Below are 18,372 nucleotides of genomic sequence, written 5' to 3' on the forward strand. Positions count from 1 at the left end.
ACTATAGTGAGTCTCTAGCGATGGGGTCAGAGATGCGGCTATGCCTTCGATTGATGTGTCGCTTCCGTTGAGCCTGCGCAAACGGGCCATGTTGGCCAGTGCGTTGAACCTTCTCGCTGTCTTTGCTTCCCAGGTCATGCGACTGGGCGGCAATCTGGTGATCACCCGCTTGCTCGTGCCGGAAATGTTCGGCGTGATGGCCATTGCAACCACTGTTTCAGTGGTGCTGCAACTGCTTTCCGATGTTGGGCTGCGGCCGAACGTCATTCAGAGCTCGCGCGGCGACGAACCGCTGTTTCTCGATACCGTGTGGACGGTGCAAGTCATCCGTGGGTTTGTGCTGTTCCTTCTGACGTTGCTATTGGCCCTTGGGGCAAAATTCACGCAGTACATCGAACTGTGGCCGGCCCATTCCACCTACGCCGCTCCAGAGCTACCGATGGTGCTGGCTTTGTCTGGGTTCGCCGCGATCATCTATGGCTTCCAGTCGCCCAAGGTCGATGTGGCCATCCGTGTCTTCCAGCAGAAGAAGGTGGTGATCGCCGAACTGATTGCACAGTTTGTCGGTTTGATCGTGATGCTCGTGGCAGGCTATCTCACCCGCTCCATCTGGTCATTGGTGGCGGCGGGGCTGCTGAGCACACTGGTTTTCACCGTACTCAGTCACCTGGTCTTCCAGGGGCCGCGCAACCGCCTGCGATGGGACCCCGCCGCGCTGCGCGAGGTGTTCGATTACGGGCGCTGGATCTTGTTGTCGTCCTCCGTAGGGGTGCTGGCGATGCAGGGTGACCGGATCTGGTTCGGCGGAAGTATGTCGGTCGCGGAACTAGGGGTCTATTCCATCGCTGTCGCCATCCTTGGGGCCATTCAGTCGGTCCTGCTGCGGCTGGCGGGGGCAGTCGCCTTGCCGGCCTTCAGTGAGGCAACGAGAAGTGGCGACAAAGAGCGGGTGCGCAGCCTTTACTACCGTTCCAGGGTGCTGTTCGACCTGACCTCGCTGTTCGCTTGCGGTTTTTTGCTGACTGCCAGCCCGCTGTTGATCAGTTGGCTGTACGACGACCGTTATGTCGGCGCCGGCAATACCATGGCCATTCTCTCGCTCTCTCTTTTCACCTTGCGCTTCACGCTGGCACACCAGCTCTGGTTGGCCCTGGGGCTGACCAAATACGTGGCGATGGACAACATCATCCGGGTCGTTTCGCTGTTTATCCTGCTGCCGGTCCTCATGGCCATCGGTGGCGTGAGCTATGCCATCTGGGGTGTGGCGCTGCATACCTTCTTCACGCTTTTCCTGATTTTTCCTGTCAACCGCAAGCTGGGGCTGCTGGACCTGAAGCGCGAGGTTGTAGTACTGCCTGCCCTGCTGATCGGCGTCTTTTTCGGTGAAATGATAACCAGCCTGTTCACCTGATTGGGCCGTGAAGGCGCAGGCAGGTGAGCGTGTGGTCGGTAGACACATGGGCCGCGAAAGGTTCCAGCGCCTGGGAGGGGAGGCTGCATCAGCCGGCCTCTGAGGCCGCATGGTCAGGTATGCTGTTGTTATCTTTCGCCATATCCACAAGTAGAAAAAATGGCGCCATAAAACATACAGTTTTCACTGGCTAATCATTGAATAATCAATGATTAAGCGTGTCTTGACAGATCTTTTTCGCAGATCTTTAATCTTTTGGTATCTGGCAGCCTGAGGCGTTTAAGTGCCAAGGTTTATTGGCTGTTTATTTGACAGCGCTTATTACCTGTTAACTGGATGAGCTCCAAGGGCATGAAATGAGAAAGCACATACGAAAGCTCATAACGCCGTCGATGCGCTTCGAAATAAGAAAGTTCTTGACTTGGGCTCAGGATATAATGGGGCGCGCGTGTTTGTGGCGCTGGGAAATTACCAGGTTTCGGCTGCAGGCAAGTAACGACTACGAAGTCTTATATGTGGGTCGAAAGAGCCGCAAGGAAATGGCCAAGCTGCTCATCGGCGGCAAACCCGAGGCCGACACCAAATCCGGTGATGGCACGCAACAGCCTGGCGCCGCGTCCCATAGGGTGTTGATCAGCGAGATGCCCAGTGCAGGTGCCCTGTACGTGCCCCATTATCTGAGTGCCATCATCCCCTTGGGGCGTCCGCTGGAAGAGATCATCGCCCGCTACGACGGTGAACTGCGCCGCAACATCCGCAAGTGTCGGCCACTGTACCGCATGCAGCAGGTGCTGACGGACGAGGAGATTGGCAAGGCCGACCGGGAAATGTTGCAGCCTTATGCCCAGGCGCGGCATGGCCTGTATGCCAAACAGTTCGATTCCCAGGACGTGTTGCGCATCGCCAAGACCGTTGGCCGGCTCGACCTCGTGATGAAAGGCGACGAGGTTGTAGCCTGTCATTTCGGTTGTGTAATTACCCGGGCCGGCAAGCGCTATTGGAGCACGCTTCGCTTTGGCTACCCGGAGGCCGTCTTCAACGACCCAAAACGACTGCGCGAGGTCAACTCGATCACTACCTTCATGGCCCTGGAATGGGCCATCGAGCAGGGTTTCGATTATTACGATATCGGCCAATGTCTGGCACGTCCTGACGATGGGCTTTTGAAATGGAAGCGCCGGCGCGGCGGTGATGTGGATACCTTGGGCAACCAGGCTTATATGTTCGTCCGGCTGCCGAAGACCGGCATCGCCAAGTTTCTCTGGGAATTCCCGTTATTTGCCGTCGAGAACAGCAGGCTCACACTGCATCTGGGTTTGCCGGATGGGCCAAGTGACGACGAAGTTGTCGACCGCTATCGTGAAATGGTCTTCGGTGGATTATTCAAGATATACATTTACTGTGCGAAAGCGCCTGGCGAACTGCTGCTGGAGAACTTGCGTGATCGATATGCTCACTTCCAGTCCCCTCCCATTCTGGAAAAAGTAGTGTGCAACTGAGCGTGAAAGATAGCCTTTCAATGAGAGCGCTGCATGATGAACGACATTTCGGATGTAGACACGAAGGGATCCGACCATAAAAGCTGGAGCTTGGCCGCGTACAAGTACCTCGCAAGAAAGCGGCTGGTACGAAAGCCGTCGGAGAACCTGAAGAACCTTGCGGTCAGGACCTGGGATATCGCCCCGGTCGAGGTCACCCCAGCGCCTCCCGCTTTCTTTCTGCCGAATCAGTTGGAGCGAGTGACCGGCTGGGAAGCGAAACGTTTCTTTCCTTTCGAGCATCCGCGGCGGACCATGGAGGGGCTGGGCAGCGTCGCACAGGCCCCTACCAGGGGCTATCTGATCAAGGACGTCGTTCTGATCGATGGCGCACTCTACAAAAACAATGCCAGCTTCTGGCTGTCTGACCGGCCCAACGGGTTGCCGCGAATCGTCGTGGAGCAAGAGGTCGAGCGTGGGGCCGCTTATTGTTCACGTTACGGCAACCGCTGGTTTGGAACGTGGCTGGCCGAGGATTGCGTCACATATGCTTTGGCCCGTAACGAAGGCGTGCCGGTCACCACGGCACCCTCGGGCAGGCTCCCCCTTTTTTCCCAGGCTGCGCAGTACGAAGAATGGCTTGGCATGCATCCGCTTCGGCTGCACACGGCCTTTTTTCGAGAGTTGGTGCTGTTCGATGACTTCAGCCACAACACAAACCAGTCCGAGCGATACCGCGCCATGGGCCAAAAGTTGTTGTCGCGGGTAAATTACCAGTCTCACCCGGGGGTTTTCATCTTGCGGGGCGGTGATGGGGATCCGCGCCTGCTGCACAACGAACTGGAGATCGCCGAACATCTGCAAAAACATCGCGGCTTTCGCATCCTTGCCCCTTTGAAGTGCGACCTGGCAACCATCGTGGAAACCTGTGCCGGGGCGAGGGTAGTGGTGGGCGTCGAAGGCAGCCAGCTCATCCACGGTATGAATGTGCTGTCGCCCGGCGCTTCGGTGCTGACGCTGCAGCCACCTGATCGCTTTGTCTGCTTCTACAAGTACCTGACTGATCGCGATCAACAGCATTTCGGCTTTGTGGTCGGAATACCCGATGGCAGTGGCTTCCGCATCGACCTCGATGAGCTCGAACGGACCTTGGATCTACTGCCGTCATGACGAGGCATGGCATGCCATGACTGCCTGAGGTGCATGGCCACTGGTTGCACGGTGTAACGTATGGTCGCGGTCCTTGCCCGGGGAGGGCGTGCTAGAATCCGCGCCTTCGAATCTGGAGGTACACGCGTGCGCAAACTGGCTGTGGTAATGGCAGTGCTCGCCCTGGCGGGCTGTGAGAACGAGGTCGAAGGCGTGCACAAACAGGTGGCCGAACACCTGCACAACCCCAAGACCGCCAAGTTCGGCAACGTGCGGATCGACACCCAGGGCACCATCTGCGGCCAGGTCCGCGGCAAGGATGATGCCGGGCAGTACGAAGCCTACCGCAGCTACGTGGCGATCAAGCGCGATGGCCAATACGAAATCATCGTCGACGACAGCGGCAACAACCTGCGCATCCGCGAGATGTGTGGCGGCGCCGAGCTGCAGCGTCGCGCCGAAGCTCTGGCAGGCCAGCCGGCCCCGCAAGGCTGGGATGTGGAAGTGATCCAGGGCGCCAACATGGGCGCGCTCAGCGACATGACCGCGCGCCTGATCGAAAAGGGCATCCCGTCCTCGGTGGAGTACCGCGACGGCAAGCCGGTGGTGCTGATGGGGCCGTTCCCCAGCCGTGAGGAAGCCGAAGCACGCAAGGCCGAGGTGATGGCCAAGCTGGGTACCGATTCGGTGGTGATCCAGCACGGCGCAGCGCGCTGAAAACCTTGTGTGCGTAGGGCCTGTAGGAGCGGCCTTGCGTCGCGACGGGCTGCGAAGCAGCCCCACAGAATCTGCTGTGATGCCGAAATCCCGGGGCTGCTTCGCAGCCCGTCGCGACGCAAGGCCGCTCCTACAGGGCGTGCGCCAGCTTCCGGATTTCGAGCAGTCAAACGCGCGCTAGACATTGTCCGCACAGTTTTGGCTATGCTTGGCAGGAAGAAGCCGAACGGGGAGGGCCTCATGTCTACACTGGAGCGGGCCATTGCCGTGGCCGCCAGGGCGCATGAAGGGCAATACGACAAGGGTGGGGCTGCTTATATCCTCCACCCGCTACGCGTGATGATGCGGGTTTCCACAACCGAACAACGGATTGTCGCGGTGCTTCACGATGTGATCGAAGACACCCCGCTGACCCTGTCCGACCTGGCGCGCGAGGGTTTCGCGCTGAAAATCCTTGCCGCCTTGCTGGCGCTCAGCCGCCGTGAGGGCGAGGCCTACCAGGACTTCGTGGTGCGCCTGGGCGGTGACCCGCTGGCGCGCACCGTCAAGCTGGCCGACCTGGCCGACAACAGCGACCTTTCGCGCATCCCCTGCCCAGGCCCCACCGACCTGGCGCGGCTGGCGCGTTACCGCGAAGCCAGCGCCTACCTGCAGGCGTTGGCCTGAGGTTGAATACGCGGTCAGTCTTCCTTCGGTACGGTCCAGAAAATCTGCACACCGCCATCGTCGCGGTGGGCGAGGGTGACGTTATCGTTTTCGGCGATTTCCTCGAGCAGGGTTTCCCAGTCTTCCGGGGCTTCCTGTTCCAGGCGAAAGATCAGCGCCGCGCGGCTGCGCTGGGCAGTGGGGCTGTTGATGATCTTCTGGATGCGTATACCCAGTTGTTCATAGCTGCTCGGGGTGGCGGAGGCGGTGCTGGACACAAGTGTTTCCTTGTTTTTGCTGTATGCACATACAGTATTTCACTGTAAGTAATTTCGCAACAGCTTGTCAGGCGAAAACTGTGCTCAAGCCTGGGCCGATCCGTGCGCAGCGTTATCCAGGGTATTCCACAGGCTTCTCATCGTAGGGTTCTGATGCGGGAGACCCTGTGGGAGCGGGCATGCCCGCGAACACCGGCGAAGCCGGTGCCATACACCGCGTCGCATGCTTCGCGGGCATGCCCGCTCCCACAGGTACCGCGCAACTGCAAGTGCTGATGATCGTTCATACATTTGTATGGCTGATGGCTCCGTCTATTGAAAATGGTCGATACCACCCCCCGCCAACCCCGCATAACCTCAGGCCAACACGCACTGGTCACTACTGACAAGACGAAGCCCTCCACACCAGTCGCAAACGCCAACGGGAAGCCACCAGCATGTCAGCGAAATCCGATTTGTCCCTGTTACCCAACAAACCGCTATGGTTTGCCCCGAGCGCGCCACGGGCCCGGCTGGACGGCGTGGCCGATGCCGATGTGGTGATCGTCGGTGCCGGGTACACGGGGTTGTGGACCGCCTACTACCTGCTCAAGAGCGACCCGTCGCTGCGCGTGGTGCTGCTGGAAAAGAACGCCGTCGGCTTCGGCGCCTCGGGCCGCAACGGCGGTTGGGCCTCGGCGATCTTCCCGATTTCCCTGCACCGGGTGGAGCAACTGTATTCCCACCATGCGGCCTTGCACCTGCAGGCTGCGATGAACGCAACGGTCGACGAGATCGGCCGGGTGCTGGCGCTGGAAGGGGTCGATGCCGACTATGCCAAACAGGGCTTCCTCTCCCTGGCCCGCAGCGCCCCGCAGATGGCGCGGGCGCGTGCGGCCGTGGAATCTTCGGCGCGCTTCGGGCTGCCTGACCAGTGGCGAGTGCTGGAGGCTGCCGAAGCCCATGCCCGGACCGGCGCCCAAGGCACCCTTGGCGGCCTCTACACCGAACACTGCGCGCTCATCCACCCCGGCAAGCTGGTGCGTGGCCTGGCCAAGCTGGTCGAAAGCCTGGGCGCGACAATTTACGAGCAGTCGGCGGTCACCCAGATGGCCCCGGGCGTAGTGCACACCGAACACGGTTCGGTACGTGCCGGCATGACCGTGCGGGCCACCGAGGCATTCACTTCGCAACAGCCGGGCAAGTCGCGTTTCGTCATCCCGCTGTATTCGCTGGTGCTGGCCACCGAGCCGTTGCCGCGTGAACTGCTGGCCCGGCTCAACCTCGACCACCGCCTGGCGTTCAACGACATGCGCCACCTGCGCGTATACGGCCAGGTCACCGCCGAAGGCCGGCTGGTGTTCGGTGGCCGGGGCGCGCCCTACAAATGGGGCTCGAGCATGCCCGAACAGGCTGACCTGGTGGACAGCATCCACGGCAAGATCCACGACACCCTGCTCGAATTCTTCCCGGCCCTGCGCGACGCCCGCATCACCCACCGCTGGGGTGGCGCGCTGGGTGTTTCCCGCGACTGGTGCCCGACCGTCAGCATCGACCGCAACCAGCGCATGGCCTGGGCCGGCAACTACGTCGGTGATGGCGTGGCCACCAGCAACCTGGCCGGGCGCATTCTGCGCAACCTGATTCTCGAGCGTGATGAAGACATCAACACGCTGCCCCTGGTCAACCACCGCTCGCCATCCTGGGAGCCAGAACCGCTGCGCTGGTTCGGCATCAACAGCGGCCTGGCTGCCGCGTCGCTCAGTGATCTGGAAGAGCGCTACACCCACAAACCTTCACGTACCGCGATGCTGCTGGAAAAGCTCACCGGCGCCCATTGACAAGGAGAAACTCCATGCCTTCGTTCACCGTCATCAAGCACGCCGATATCAAGGCACTGCCACTGAACCCTGCCGGTCAGCGTGCCGGCGCCGACAAGGGGGACCCGCAGATCGCCATCAGCAAGCAGGCCCCGGAAGCGATCGGCAACCTCGGCGTATGGGAATGCCAGCCCGGCGGCTGGCCGGTGGTCGACCGCCCTGACACCGAGTTCACCTACATCATTTCCGGCAAGGCGCTGCTCACCGACGACAGCACCCGGGAGGTGGTGGAAGTGACCGGCGGCGACCTGATAATCCTGCCGCCAGGCTGGACTGGCCGCTGGGACGTGCTGGAAACCGTGCGCAAGGTCTACGCCATCTACTGATTTGCGCCAGAGCTGGAAGCCTGCCCCGATCCTTGTGGGAGCGGCTTCAGCCGCGAACACCGGCGCAGCCGGTGCCATGCACCGAGTTGCCTTCTTCGCGGGTGAACCCGCTCCCACATGGCCGCCGCATCCATCAACCATTTTCGGATAACCACAATGACCCAAACCATCATGAACTGGATCTCCGGCGCTCTGGCCGAGACCACCAGCGGCCAGCAACTGCCGGTCTACAACCCGGCCACCGGCGTGGTCACCGGCCAGGTGCAGCTGTCTGCGCAAACGGACGTTGACGCCGCCGTGGCGTCGGCCAAGGCCGCTTTCCCGGCCTGGAGCAACCTCTCGCCACTGCGCCGTTCGCGGGTGCTGAACAAGTTCCTGGCGTTGCTCAACGAGCACCGCGACGACCTGGCCCGCATGATTACCGCCGAGCACGGCAAGGTGTTCACCGATGCCCAGGGCGAGGTGATGCGCGGCATCGAGATCGTCGAGTTCGCCTGCGGCGCGCCGCAGCTGCTGAAAACCGACTTCACCGACCAGGTCAGCACCAACATCGACAACTGGACCCTGCGCCAGCCGCTGGGCGTGGTCACCGGCATCACCCCGTTCAACTTCCCGGTGATGGTGCCGATGTGGATGTTCCCGGTCGCCCTGGCCACCGGCAACACCTTCGTGCTCAAGCCCAGCCCGCTGGACCCGAGCCCGAGCCTGTTCATCGCCGAGCTGCTGAAGCAGGCCGGCCTGCCGGACGGCGTGTTCAACGTCGTGCAGGGCGACAAGGACGCGGTCAACGCGCTGATCGAGCACCCGGATGTGCAGGCGGTGTCGTTCGTTGGCTCCACGCCGATCGCCAACCACATCTACGAAACCGGTGCCCGCCACGGCAAGCGCGTGCAGGCGCTGGGCGGGGCTAAGAACCACTTGGTGGTGATGCCCGACGCCGACATCGATCAGGTGGTCGATGCGCTGATCGGTGCCGCCTATGGCTCGGCTGGCGAGCGTTGCATGGCGATCAGCGTGGCGGTGTTTGTCGGTGACGATACTGCCGAGAAGGTCATGCCCAAGCTGATCGAGCGTACCCGCGAGCTGAAAGTGCTGAACGGTACCAACCTCGAAGCCGAGATGGGCCCGATCGTCACCCGCGCGGCGCTGGAGCGCATCACCGGCTACATCGAGCAAGGCGTGAAGGAGGGCGCGAAACTGCTGGTCGATGGCCGCACCTTCAACGGCCAGGCGGCTGGCGAAGGTTGTGGTGACGGTTTCTGGCTGGGCGGCACGCTGTTCGACAACGTCACCCCGGACATGCGCATCTACAAGGAAGAGATCTTCGGCCCGGTACTGACCTGCCTGCGGGTGAAGGACTTTGCCGAAGCGGTCGACCTGATCAACGCCCACGAGTTTGGCAATGGCGTGAGCCTGTACACCCGCGACGGCCACATCGCCCGCGAGTTCGGCCGCCGTATCCAGGTGGGCATGGTCGGTATCAACGTACCGATCCCGGTGCCGATGGCCTGGCATGGCTTTGGTGGCTGGAAGAAGAGCCTGTTCGGTGACATGCATGCCTACGGTGAGGAAGGGGTGCGCTTCTACACCAAACAGAAGAGCATCATGCAGCGCTGGCCGCAGGCGATTGCCAAGGGGGCGGAGTTCGCGATGCCGACCAGCCACTGAGGCATTCGGCTAGCTGACAGCAAACGGCCCCGCCCACGCAGCGGGGCTGTTTGCATTTCAGGGGTACTAGTGATCAGTACTCCCAGAAGATCCGCTGCAGCTCCTTGCTGTCCTGGGTCCTGGTCATCGCCACCATCGCCAGGATCCGCGCCTTTTGCGGGTTCAGGTCATGGGCCACGACCCAGTCGTTCTTGTCGTCCGGCTGTTCGGCGTTGCGCAGCACGAAACCACCTTGGTTGACGTGCGACGAGCGAATGATCTGCACGCCGTTCTTGCGCAGTTCCTGCAGCGCCGGCACTACCCGCGACGACACCGAACCGTTGCCGGTACCGGCATGGATCAGTGCCTTGGCCCCATTCTGCGCCAACGCCTTGTAGGCGGTGTCGGTGACGTTGCCATAGCCATAGGCGATGTCCACCTGCGGCAGGCTGCTGATCTGCTTGATGTCGAACTCGGAGTTGACCGTGTGGCGCTTGGCCGGCAGGCGGAACCAGTAGGACTTGCCTTCCACCACCATGCCCATCGGGCCCCAGGCGCTCTTGAAGGCCTCGGTCTTGATGTTGAGCGCCTTGCTCACATCGCGGCCGGACTGGATCTCGTCATTCATGGTCACCAGCACGCCCTTGCCGCGCGACTGTTTGTCGCTGGCCACGGCCACGGCGTTGTACAGGTTGAGCATGCCGTCGGCGGACATGGCGGTGCCCGGGCGCATCGAACCGACGACCACGATCGGCTTGTCGGTCTTTTCCACCAGGTTGAGGAAGTAGGCGGTTTCTTCCAGGGTGTCGGTGCCGTGGGTGATGACGATACCGTCCACGTCCTTGCTTTCGGCAAGTTCGGCAACGCGTTTGCCCAACTTGAGCAGGTCGTCGTTGGAGATGCTCTCAGAGGCGATCTGCATGACCTGCTCGCCGCGCACGTTGGCCACGTTGGCCAGTTCCGGTACGCCGGCGATCAGCTTGTCGACGCCCACCTTGGCGGCCTGGTAGGTGGCGCTGTTGGCGGCGCTGGCGCCAGCACCGGCAATGGTGCCGCCGGTGGCGAGAATGACCACGTTGGCCAGCTTCTGCTGGGTTTCGGCTTCTTTGGCCGAAACGGTGGTTGGCAGCACCAGCAGCAGGGCGAGTGCGCTGGGGGCGAAGGTTTTCAGTGCGGCATTCATCGTTATTGTTCTCTCTCTTCCTAATGAGATGGTTGTTTTGTCGCACAGGGTGCAAGGCAGGTTTCGTACCAGGCATGTGCGCGCTGCCTGTAGGAGCGGCCTTGTGTCGCGATGGGGCGCGTAGCGGCCCCAGATTCACGGGCGAATACACAAATTGCCTGGGCTGCTGCGCAGCCCATCGCGACACAAGGCCGCTCCTGCATGAAGGTGCGTTCCATTCGAGATTCCGAACAAACGCAGGAAAAGACGTTCGGCTTTTCGGAAAAAATCCGGATAAACTGCCCCAGGCTCGACTTGACCTCCCACAGCCAAACGGATTTGACAAACCCCGGTCCTGTTTCCATAGTTAGGCAACGCAAACGTTTGCGATCCGACAAAAAACACAAGATCCGGAGTCATCGTCCATGAAACTGCCGTTCCCCGGTCGTCTGCTGGCCCTCGCGGTCATTTCCTCGCTGTCCCTGGCCCTGCCGTTTTCGGCCGCCCACGCCGAAGACAAGCCCAAGGTCGCCCTGGTCATGAAGTCGCTGGCCAACGAGTTCTTCCGCACCATGGAAGACGGCGCCAAGGACTACCAGAAAGCCCACGCCGATGAATTCGAGCTGATCGCCAACGGCATCAAGAACGAGACCGACACCGGCGAGCAGATTCGCATCGTCGAGCAGATGGTCAACGCGGGCGCCAAGGCTCTGGTCATTGCCCCGGCCGACTCCAAGGCGCTGGTATCGGCGGTGAAGAAGGCCATGGACCAGGGCGTGGTGGTGATCAACATCGACAACCGCCTGGACCCGGCGCTGCTCAAGAGCAAAGGCATCAGTGTGCCCTTCGTGGGCCCCGACAACCGCAAGGGCGCGCGCCTGGTCGGCGACTACCTGGCCAACGAGAAGCTCAAGGCCGGCGACCAGGTCGGCATCATCGAAGGCGTGCCGACCACCACCAACGCCCAGCAGCGTACCGCCGGCTTCAAGGAGGCCATGGAGGCCGCGCAGATCAAGATCGTCTCGGTGCAGAGCGGCAATTGGGAAATCGACAAAGGCAACGCCGTCGCCGCCTCCATGCTCAACGAATACCCCGACCTGAAAGCCTTGCTGGCCGGTAACGACAGCATGGCCCTGGGCGCCGTGTCGGCCGTGCGTGCTGCTGGCAAAGCCGGCCAGGTGCAAGTGGTGGGCTACGACAACATCAACGCCATCAAGCCGATGCTCGCCGATGGCCGTGTGCTCGCCACCCTCGACCAGGCGGCCAGCCAGCAGGCGGTGTACGGCATCCAGGCGGCGCTGAAAATGGTCAAGGGCGAGAAGCCTGACGTGGATGCCGACAACGTCATCCAGACCCCGGTCCAACTCATCACCAAGCCCTGATCGCTGGCAGGAGAAACGGCCATGCCTGCATCGGCCAATGAAGTGGTGCTCGCCGCCAGCGGCCTGGGCAAGACCTACGCCCAGCCCGTGCTCGGCGAGGTCAGCCTGAACCTGCGTGCCGGTGAAGTGCTGGCGCTGACCGGTGAGAACGGCGCCGGCAAGAGCACCCTGTCCAAGCTCATCAGTGGCCTGGAAACCCCCACCACCGGGCACATGCACTACCGCGGCCAGGCCTACGCGCCTGGCAGCCGCAGCGAGGCCGAGCGCCTCGGCGTGCGCATGGTCATGCAGGAGCTGAACCTGCTGCCCACGCTGACCGTGGCGGAAAACCTGTTCCTCGACAACCTGCCCGGCCGCTTCGGCTGGATCAGCCAAAAGCGCCTGCGCCAACTGGCCACGGCCGCCATGGCCCAGGTCGGCCTCGACGCCATCGACCCGGACACCCCGGTCGGCGAGCTGGGCATCGGCCACCAGCAGATGGTCGAGATCGCCCGCAACCTGATCGGCGACTGCCATGTGCTGATCTTCGATGAACCCACCGCCATGCTCACCGCGCGCGAGGTGGAGCTGCTGTTCACCCAGATAGAGCGCCTGCGCCAACGTGGCGTGGCCATCGTCTACATCTCCCATCGCCTGGAAGAACTGCAGCGCGTGGCCCAGCGCATCGTCGTGCTGCGCGACGGCAAGCTGGTGTGCGACGAGCCGATACAGCGCTACAGCAGCGCCGAACTGGTCAACCTGATGGTCGGCCGCGAGCTGGGCGAGCATATCGACCTGGGCAGGCGGCAGATCGGCGCGCCGCTGCTCAAGGTCGACAAGCTCAGCCGTGCCGACAAGGTGCGTGAAGTGTCGTTCGAGGTCAGGGCAGGGGAGATCTTCGGTATCTCCGGCCTGATCGGTGCCGGCCGTACCGAGCTGTTGCGCCTGATCTACGGCGCCGACCGTGCCGACAGCGGCAGCATCGCCCTCGGCCAGCCACCGCAGGTGGTCACCATCGACTCGCCCAAGGCTGCCGTGCAGGCCGGTATCGCGCTGATCACCGAAGACCGCAAAGGCGAGGGCCTGCTGCTGACGCAGTCGATCAGCGCCAATATCGCCCTGGGCAACCTCGGTGCGGTATCACGGGCCGGGGTGCTCGATGGCGAAGCCGAAGCGGCATTGGCCGAGCGCCAGATCCAGGCCATGCGCATTCGCAGTGCCGGCCCGCAGCAGGTGGTGGGCGAGCTGTCTGGCGGCAACCAGCAGAAGGTGGTGATCGGCCGTTGGCTGGAGCGCGACTGCCAGGTGCTGCTGTTCGACGAGCCCACCCGTGGCATCGACGTCGGCGCCAAGTTCGACATCTATGGCCTGCTGGCCGAGCTGGCGCGCCAGGGCAAGGCCCTGGTGGTGGTGTCCAGCGACCTGCGCGAGCTGATGCTGATCTGCGACCGCATCGCCGTGCTGTCGGCCGGTCGCCTGATCGACACCTTCGAGCGTGACCATTGGAGCCAGGACCAGCTGCTGGCCGCGGCCTTTGCCGGTTATCAGAAACGTGACGCACTGCTGCATGACGCAGCTCCCAGGATGGATGCATGAAAACCACCCCGCTCGACAGCCAAGGCGCCGCACCGGTGCGCCGCAGTGGCGCCTATCTTGGTCTGGGTACCTACCTGGGCCTGGCCGGCGCCTTGCTGGCGATGATCGTGCTGTTCTCGTTCCTCAGCAGCCACTTCTGGTCGTACAACACCTTCAGTACCCTGGCCAACCAGATCCCCGACCTGATGGTGCTGGCGGTGGGCATGACCTTCGTACTGATCATTGGCGGCATCGACCTGTCGGTGGGCTCGGTGCTGGCGCTGGCAGCCTCGACGGTCAGCGTGGCGATCCTCGGCTGGGGTTGGGGCGTGCTGCCTTCGGCCCTGCTGGGCATGGCCGTGGCCGCGCTGGCTGGCAGCATCACCGGCGGCGTCACCGTGGCCTGGCGCATTCCGTCGTTCATCGTTTCGCTCGGGGTGCTGGAAATGGCCCGCGGCCTGGCCTACCAGTTCACCGACTCGCGCACCGCCTATATCGGCGATGCCTATGCCTGGTTCTCCAACCCCATTGCATTCGGCATCTCGCCGGCGTTCATCATCGCCTTGCTGGTGATCGTGCTGGCCCAGTTGGTGCTGACCCGCACGGTGTTCGGCCGCTACCTGATCGGCATCGGCACCAACGAAGAGGCCGTGCGCCTGGCCGGCATCGACCCGCGCCCGTACAAGGTGCTGGTGTTCGCCCTGATGGGCCTGCTTGCCGGCCTGGCTGCGCTGTTCCAGATCTCGCGCCTGGAAGCCGCCGACCCCAATGCCGGCTCCGGCCTGGAGCTGCAGGTGATCGCCGCCGTGGTGATTGGCGGCACCAGCCTGATGGGCGGGCGTGGCTCGGTCATCAGCACCTTCTTTGGCGTGCTGATCATTTCGGTGCTGGCCGCAGGGCTGGCGCAGATCGGTGCCAGCGAACCGACCAAACGCATCATCACCGGGGCGGTGATCGTCATCGCCGTGGTGCTCGACACTTACCGTAGCCGGCGTGCAGGCCGGCGGAACTGAAAACATGGCAACCATCAAAGACGTCGCGGCACTGGCGGGCATTTCCTACACCACAGTGTCCCATGTGCTGAACAAGACCCGGCCGGTCAGCGAGCAGGTGCGGCTGAAAGTCGAAGCCGCCATCGCCGAGCTCGACTACGTGCCCAGCGCCGTGGCCCGCTCGCTGAAGGCGCGCAGCACGGCCACCATCGGCTTGCTGGTGCCCAACAGCGTCAACCCGTACTTCGCCGAACTGGCGCGGGGCATCGAAGACGCCTGCGAGCGCAACGGCTACTGCGTGATCCTGTGCAACTCCGACGACAACCCGCAAAAGCAGCGCAGCTATCTGCGCGTACTGCTGGAAAAGCGTATCGACGGCCTGGTGGTGGCTTCGGTGGGCCAGGACAGCGACCTGCTGCAAAGCCTGACTGGCGTGCGCACGCCAATGGTGATCGTCGACCGCGAACTGGACGGCGTCGATGCCGACCTGGTGCGCATCGACCACGAGCAGGGCGCCTACCTGGCCACCCGCCACCTGCTGGAGCTTGGCCACCGCGACATCGCCTACATCGGCGGCCCCGCCGAGACCGGGGTCACCCAGCTGCGGCTGAGCGGCTTCCGTCGCGCCATGGCCGAGGCCGGCGCAGCGGTGCTGGGCGACCGCGTGCTGCACTGCGACTTCACCAGCCCGGGGGGCCATGCGGTGGCAACCCGGTTGCTGGAGGGCAAGCGGCCCACGGCGATCTTCGCCGGCAACGACATGATCGGCTTCGGCGTGCTGCGCGCCGCGGCCGAACGCAATATCAACGTACCCGGAGAGCTGTCGGTGATCGGCTTCGACGACATCGAGCTCAGCCGCTATGTGTACCCGCCGTTGACCACGGTGGGCCAGTCGATCCGCGAGTTGGGCGAGAGCGCCGCGTCGATGTTGCTGGCGCGTATCGGCACACCCCGGCAGGGCGCGGCGGAGCAACGCATCGTCGCCCCGCGCATCGTGCTGCGCGAGTCCACCGGGCCGCGCCCGGACCTGTTCAACGATTACCGCTAACGCTAAGGAAATGTCATGAGTGCCAAGGTCGTGGTAGTCGGTAGCCTCAACATGGACCTGGTGGCCCGCGCCCAGCGCCTGCCCCGGGCCGGCGAAACACTCCCCGGCGAAAGCTTTTTCACCGTGCCGGGCGGCAAGGGGGCCAACCAGGCGGTGGCCGTGGCGCGCCTGGGCGGCAGCGTGGCGATGATCGGCAACGTCGGCGACGATGATTATGGTCGGCAACTGCACCGGGCCTTGTATGTGGAAGGCATAGACTGCCAGGGCGTCAGCACCTGCCAGGGCGTGTCCAGCGGTGTGGCGCTGATCACCGTGGATGCCGCCAGCCAGAACTGCATCGTCATCATCCCCGGTGGCAACGGCCTGCTGACGCCGCAGTCGGTGCAGCGGTTCGATGCGCTGCTGCAGGCGGCCGAGGTGATCATCTGCCAGCTGGAAGTACCGGCCGACACCGTGGCCTGGACCTTGGCCCGGGGGCGTGAACTGGGCAAGCGGGTGATCCTGAACCCGGCGCCGGCGACCGGCCCCTTGCCGGCGGGCTGGTTCGCCCACATCGACTACCTGACGCCCAACGAAAGCGAGGCCGAAGCCCTGACCGGCGTGGCGGTGGCTGATCTGGACAGTGCCCGGCGCGCCGGCGAGCGCTTGCTGCAACTGGGCGCGGGCAAAGTGATCATCACCTTGGGCGCGCAAGGGGCCTTGCTGGTCACCCCTCAGGGCCACCAGCACTTCCCCGCGCCGGTGGTGCAGCCGCTGGACACCACGGCAGCCGGCGATACCTTCATCGGCGGCTTTGCCGCTGGCCTGGTGCGCGGCATGGAGGAGGGCGAAGCCATCACCTTCGGCCAACGCGCCGCGGCTCTGTCGGTTACCCGCGCCGGTGCCCAGCCGTCGATTCCCTACCTGGCGGAGCTTGCGCCATGAAGAAGACCCCACTGCTGAACGTCGCCCTGTCGCGGACCATCGCCGGCATGGGGCATGGTGACATCCTGGTGATCGGCGATGCCGGGCTACCGGTGCCGCCGGGCGTCGAACTGATCGACCTGGCCGTCACGCCCGGCCTGCCGGATTTCGCCAGCGTGTTGCGGGTTGTGCTGAGCGAATTGCAGGTAGAGCGCCACGTGCTGGCCGAAGAGATGCAGAAAGTAGTGCCACCGGCGCTGGTCGAGATCGAGCGGCTGAAGGGCAAGCTGGGCAAGCGCGAATGGCTGAGCCATGAAGATTTCAAAGAATTGTCACGCAGTGCCCGTGCGGTAGTGCGCACCGGCGAGTGCCAGCCCTACAGCAACATCGCGCTGATTTCCGGCGTGACTTTCTAGCTCGTCGCCCCCTGTGGGAGCGGGTTCACCCGCGAACACCGGCGAAGCCGGTGCCATCCACCGCGCTGCCTTCTTCGCGGGTAAACCCGCTCCCACAGGGATTTGCGGTGTATCAGGAATACCAATCCAGGCAACAGGAGTGCCACCCATGCTCAAACCCCTGCTACAAGGAATCGCCCTCATGGCCGCAGCCACCACCCTCCAGGCCGCCCCCATCGACCTGATCATCGACACCGACCCCGGCGCCGACGACGTGGTCGCGCTGTTCCTGGCCATGGCCTCGCCCGACGAACTGAACATCCGCGCCATCACCACTGTGGCCGGCAACGTGCGCCTGGACAAGACCTCGCGCAACGCCCGCCTGGCCCGCGAATGGGCCGGCCGCGAAGACATCCCCGTGTACGCCGGCGCCGCCCGCCCGCTGGTGCGCAAGCCGATCTACGCCGCCGACGTGCACGGCGAAGAAGGCCTCACCGGCATCCAGGTTCACGAACCGAAAGCGCCGCTGGCCCAAGGCAATGCCGTGCAATACCTGGTCGACACCTTGGGCGCCGCCAAGCCCCACAGCATCACCATCGCCATGCTCGGCCCACAAACCAACCTGGCCCTGGCGCTGATCCAGCGCCCGGACATCGCCAAAGGCATCAAGCAAGTGGTGGTCATGGGCGGTGCCCATTTCAACGGTGGCAACATCACCCCGGCGGCGGAGTTCAACCTCTATGCCGACCCGCATGCCGCCGAAGTGCTGCTGGCCAGCGGCGTGCCGCTGACCTACCTGCCGCTGGACGTCACCCACAAGCTGCTGACTAGCGACGCCCGCCTCAAGCAACTGGCGGCGGTGAACAACCAGGCCAGCAAACGGGTGGTGGATATCCTCAACGCCTACATCACCCACGACATGGACCTGTACGGCATGCCCGGCGGCCCGGTGCACGACGCCAGCGTCATCGCCTACCTGCTCAAGCCCGAGCTGTTCAGCGGCCGGCGCATCCATATGAGCATCGACAGCCGCGAAGGCCCCAGCTTCGGCCAGACCCTTGCCGACTGGTACGGCGTGCTCAAGCAGCCTGCCAACGTGATGTGGGTGGAGGAGGGCGATGCCCAGGGCCTGTTCGACCTGCTCAGCGCCCGTTTGGCGCGATTGGAATAGCCGTGTGCGGCGCGTAGCGCTCGAACACCTGGTCGAAGAAGCTGCGTGCCGCCTCGGCGCCGCGATCGCGCACCAGCAGGTCGATGGCAATCAGCAGCAACTCCTCCGGCGTGCCAGGGCTGTACGCGCTCTGGCCTTCGGCCCATTTGACCTTGATATCGGCTTCGATGCTGTGGCTGCTCATGAAAGGCTCTCGCTTGGGGCCCGGGACGAAGGGGCGAACACCTGACCCTGGTGTTCGATGGAGGCGGGGTG

At 63.4% G+C, this 18,372-nt stretch carries 18 protein-coding genes; 15 read left to right on the top strand and 3 right to left on the bottom strand.

The features are described 5' to 3' along the window. Nucleotides 1-40: 40 nt before the first annotated feature. From ABNP31_RS09580 to ABNP31_RS09600, 5 genes are all read left to right on the top strand, one after another. On the top strand, nucleotides 41-1,411 hold the full coding sequence (locus ABNP31_RS09580) for an oligosaccharide flippase family protein (protein WP_085663204.1): 1,371 nt from the start codon (nucleotides 41-43) through the stop codon (nucleotides 1,409-1,411). Nucleotides 1,412-1,767: 356 nt separating this feature from the next. Then, the gene (locus ABNP31_RS09585; protein ID WP_085663205.1) at nucleotides 1,768-2,910 is read left to right on the top strand and encodes a hypothetical protein; all 1,143 of its coding nucleotides are present in this window, start codon (nucleotides 1,768-1,770) and stop codon (nucleotides 2,908-2,910) included. A gap of 33 nt (nucleotides 2,911-2,943) precedes the next feature. Beyond that, nucleotides 2,944-4,059, top strand: coding sequence for a glycosyltransferase family 61 protein (locus ABNP31_RS09590; protein ID WP_350013230.1), 1,116 nt, complete (start codon nucleotides 2,944-2,946; stop codon nucleotides 4,057-4,059). A 126-nt stretch (nucleotides 4,060-4,185) separates the two neighbouring features. Continuing rightward, nucleotides 4,186-4,755: an SPOR domain-containing protein gene (locus tag ABNP31_RS09595; protein ID WP_025338525.1), complete on the top strand. Its 570-nt coding sequence runs from the start codon at nucleotides 4,186-4,188 to the stop codon at nucleotides 4,753-4,755. A gap of 240 nt (nucleotides 4,756-4,995) precedes the next feature. Further along, nucleotides 4,996-5,421 carry an HD domain-containing protein gene (locus tag ABNP31_RS09600; RefSeq protein WP_003260953.1) on the top strand — a complete coding sequence of 142 codons (426 nt, stop codon included), beginning with the start codon at nucleotides 4,996-4,998 and terminating at the stop codon, nucleotides 5,419-5,421. A gap of 14 nt (nucleotides 5,422-5,435) precedes the next feature. On the opposite strand, the gene ABNP31_RS09605 is transcribed toward ABNP31_RS09600, so the two are convergent. Then, entirely contained in the window at nucleotides 5,436-5,678 is a 243-nt protein-coding gene (locus ABNP31_RS09605; protein WP_025338527.1) for a DUF1654 domain-containing protein, read from the bottom strand. Between the two features lie 437 nt (nucleotides 5,679-6,115). Here ABNP31_RS09605 and ABNP31_RS09610 point away from each other — a divergent pair, with 437 nt between their 5' ends. The 3 genes from ABNP31_RS09610 (at nucleotide 6,116) to ABNP31_RS09620 (ending at nucleotide 9,531) form a co-directional block, all read left to right on the top strand. Beyond that, nucleotides 6,116-7,498 (top strand): NAD(P)/FAD-dependent oxidoreductase, encoded by a 1,383-nt coding sequence (locus ABNP31_RS09610; RefSeq protein ID WP_085663208.1) that lies wholly within the window; start codon nucleotides 6,116-6,118, stop codon nucleotides 7,496-7,498. 14 nt (nucleotides 7,499-7,512) lie between these two features. Continuing rightward, a complete protein-coding gene (locus ABNP31_RS09615; RefSeq protein ID WP_350013231.1) occupies nucleotides 7,513-7,863 on the top strand; it encodes a cupin domain-containing protein in 351 nt (116 codons plus the stop codon). 156 nt (nucleotides 7,864-8,019) lie between these two features. Continuing rightward, nucleotides 8,020-9,531 (top strand): CoA-acylating methylmalonate-semialdehyde dehydrogenase, encoded by a 1,512-nt coding sequence (locus ABNP31_RS09620; RefSeq protein WP_433916056.1) that lies wholly within the window; start codon nucleotides 8,020-8,022, stop codon nucleotides 9,529-9,531. 73 nt (nucleotides 9,532-9,604) lie between these two features. Here the strand turns inward: ABNP31_RS09620 and ABNP31_RS09625 are convergent, their stop codons facing one another. Then, nucleotides 9,605-10,693, bottom strand: coding sequence for an asparaginase (locus ABNP31_RS09625; protein ID WP_350013232.1), 1,089 nt, complete (start codon nucleotides 10,691-10,693; stop codon nucleotides 9,605-9,607). A 404-nt stretch (nucleotides 10,694-11,097) separates the two neighbouring features. Here ABNP31_RS09625 and ABNP31_RS09630 point away from each other — a divergent pair, with 404 nt between their 5' ends. The 7 genes from ABNP31_RS09630 to ABNP31_RS09660 all read left to right on the top strand — a co-directional run bounded on the left by ABNP31_RS09630 (nucleotide 11,098) and on the right by ABNP31_RS09660 (nucleotide 18,117). After that, nucleotides 11,098-12,054, top strand: coding sequence for a sugar ABC transporter substrate-binding protein (locus ABNP31_RS09630; protein WP_350013233.1), 957 nt, complete (start codon nucleotides 11,098-11,100; stop codon nucleotides 12,052-12,054). Between the two features lie 21 nt (nucleotides 12,055-12,075). Continuing rightward, on the top strand, nucleotides 12,076-13,629 hold the full coding sequence (locus ABNP31_RS09635; protein WP_025338535.1) for a sugar ABC transporter ATP-binding protein: 1,554 nt from the start codon (nucleotides 12,076-12,078) through the stop codon (nucleotides 13,627-13,629). Next, the gene (locus ABNP31_RS09640) at nucleotides 13,626-14,621 is read left to right on the top strand and encodes an ABC transporter permease (RefSeq protein WP_350013234.1); all 996 of its coding nucleotides are present in this window, start codon (nucleotides 13,626-13,628) and stop codon (nucleotides 14,619-14,621) included. Before ABNP31_RS09635 ends, ABNP31_RS09640 begins: the two co-directional genes overlap by 4 nt. Nucleotides 14,622-14,625: 4 nt before the next feature. Next, nucleotides 14,626-15,648 carry a LacI family DNA-binding transcriptional regulator gene (locus ABNP31_RS09645; RefSeq protein ID WP_350013235.1) on the top strand — a complete coding sequence of 341 codons (1,023 nt, stop codon included), beginning with the start codon at nucleotides 14,626-14,628 and terminating at the stop codon, nucleotides 15,646-15,648. A gap of 15 nt (nucleotides 15,649-15,663) precedes the next feature. Further along, nucleotides 15,664-16,572, top strand: a complete 909-nt coding sequence (rbsK, locus tag ABNP31_RS09650; RefSeq protein ID WP_350013236.1) for a ribokinase — start codon at nucleotides 15,664-15,666, stop codon at nucleotides 16,570-16,572. Next, nucleotides 16,569-16,967 carry a D-ribose pyranase gene (rbsD, locus tag ABNP31_RS09655; protein WP_061550488.1) on the top strand — a complete coding sequence of 133 codons (399 nt, stop codon included), beginning with the start codon at nucleotides 16,569-16,571 and terminating at the stop codon, nucleotides 16,965-16,967. Before rbsK ends, rbsD begins: the two co-directional genes overlap by 4 nt. Nucleotides 16,968-17,115: 148 nt before the next feature. Beyond that, complete coding sequence (locus ABNP31_RS09660; protein WP_350013237.1) at nucleotides 17,116-18,117, top strand: nucleoside hydrolase; 1,002 nt, start codon at nucleotides 17,116-17,118, stop codon at nucleotides 18,115-18,117. On the opposite strand, the gene ABNP31_RS09665 is transcribed toward ABNP31_RS09660, so the two are convergent. Next, nucleotides 18,089-18,301, bottom strand: coding sequence for a hypothetical protein (locus ABNP31_RS09665; RefSeq protein ID WP_003260960.1), 213 nt, complete (start codon nucleotides 18,299-18,301; stop codon nucleotides 18,089-18,091). The genes ABNP31_RS09660 and ABNP31_RS09665 overlap by 29 nt on opposite strands. Nucleotides 18,302-18,372 lie beyond the last annotated feature (71 nt).

The organism is Pseudomonas asiatica (assembly GCF_040214835.1).
Taxonomy (GTDB): Bacteria; Pseudomonadota; Gammaproteobacteria; order Pseudomonadales; family Pseudomonadaceae; genus Aquipseudomonas; species Aquipseudomonas putida_Z.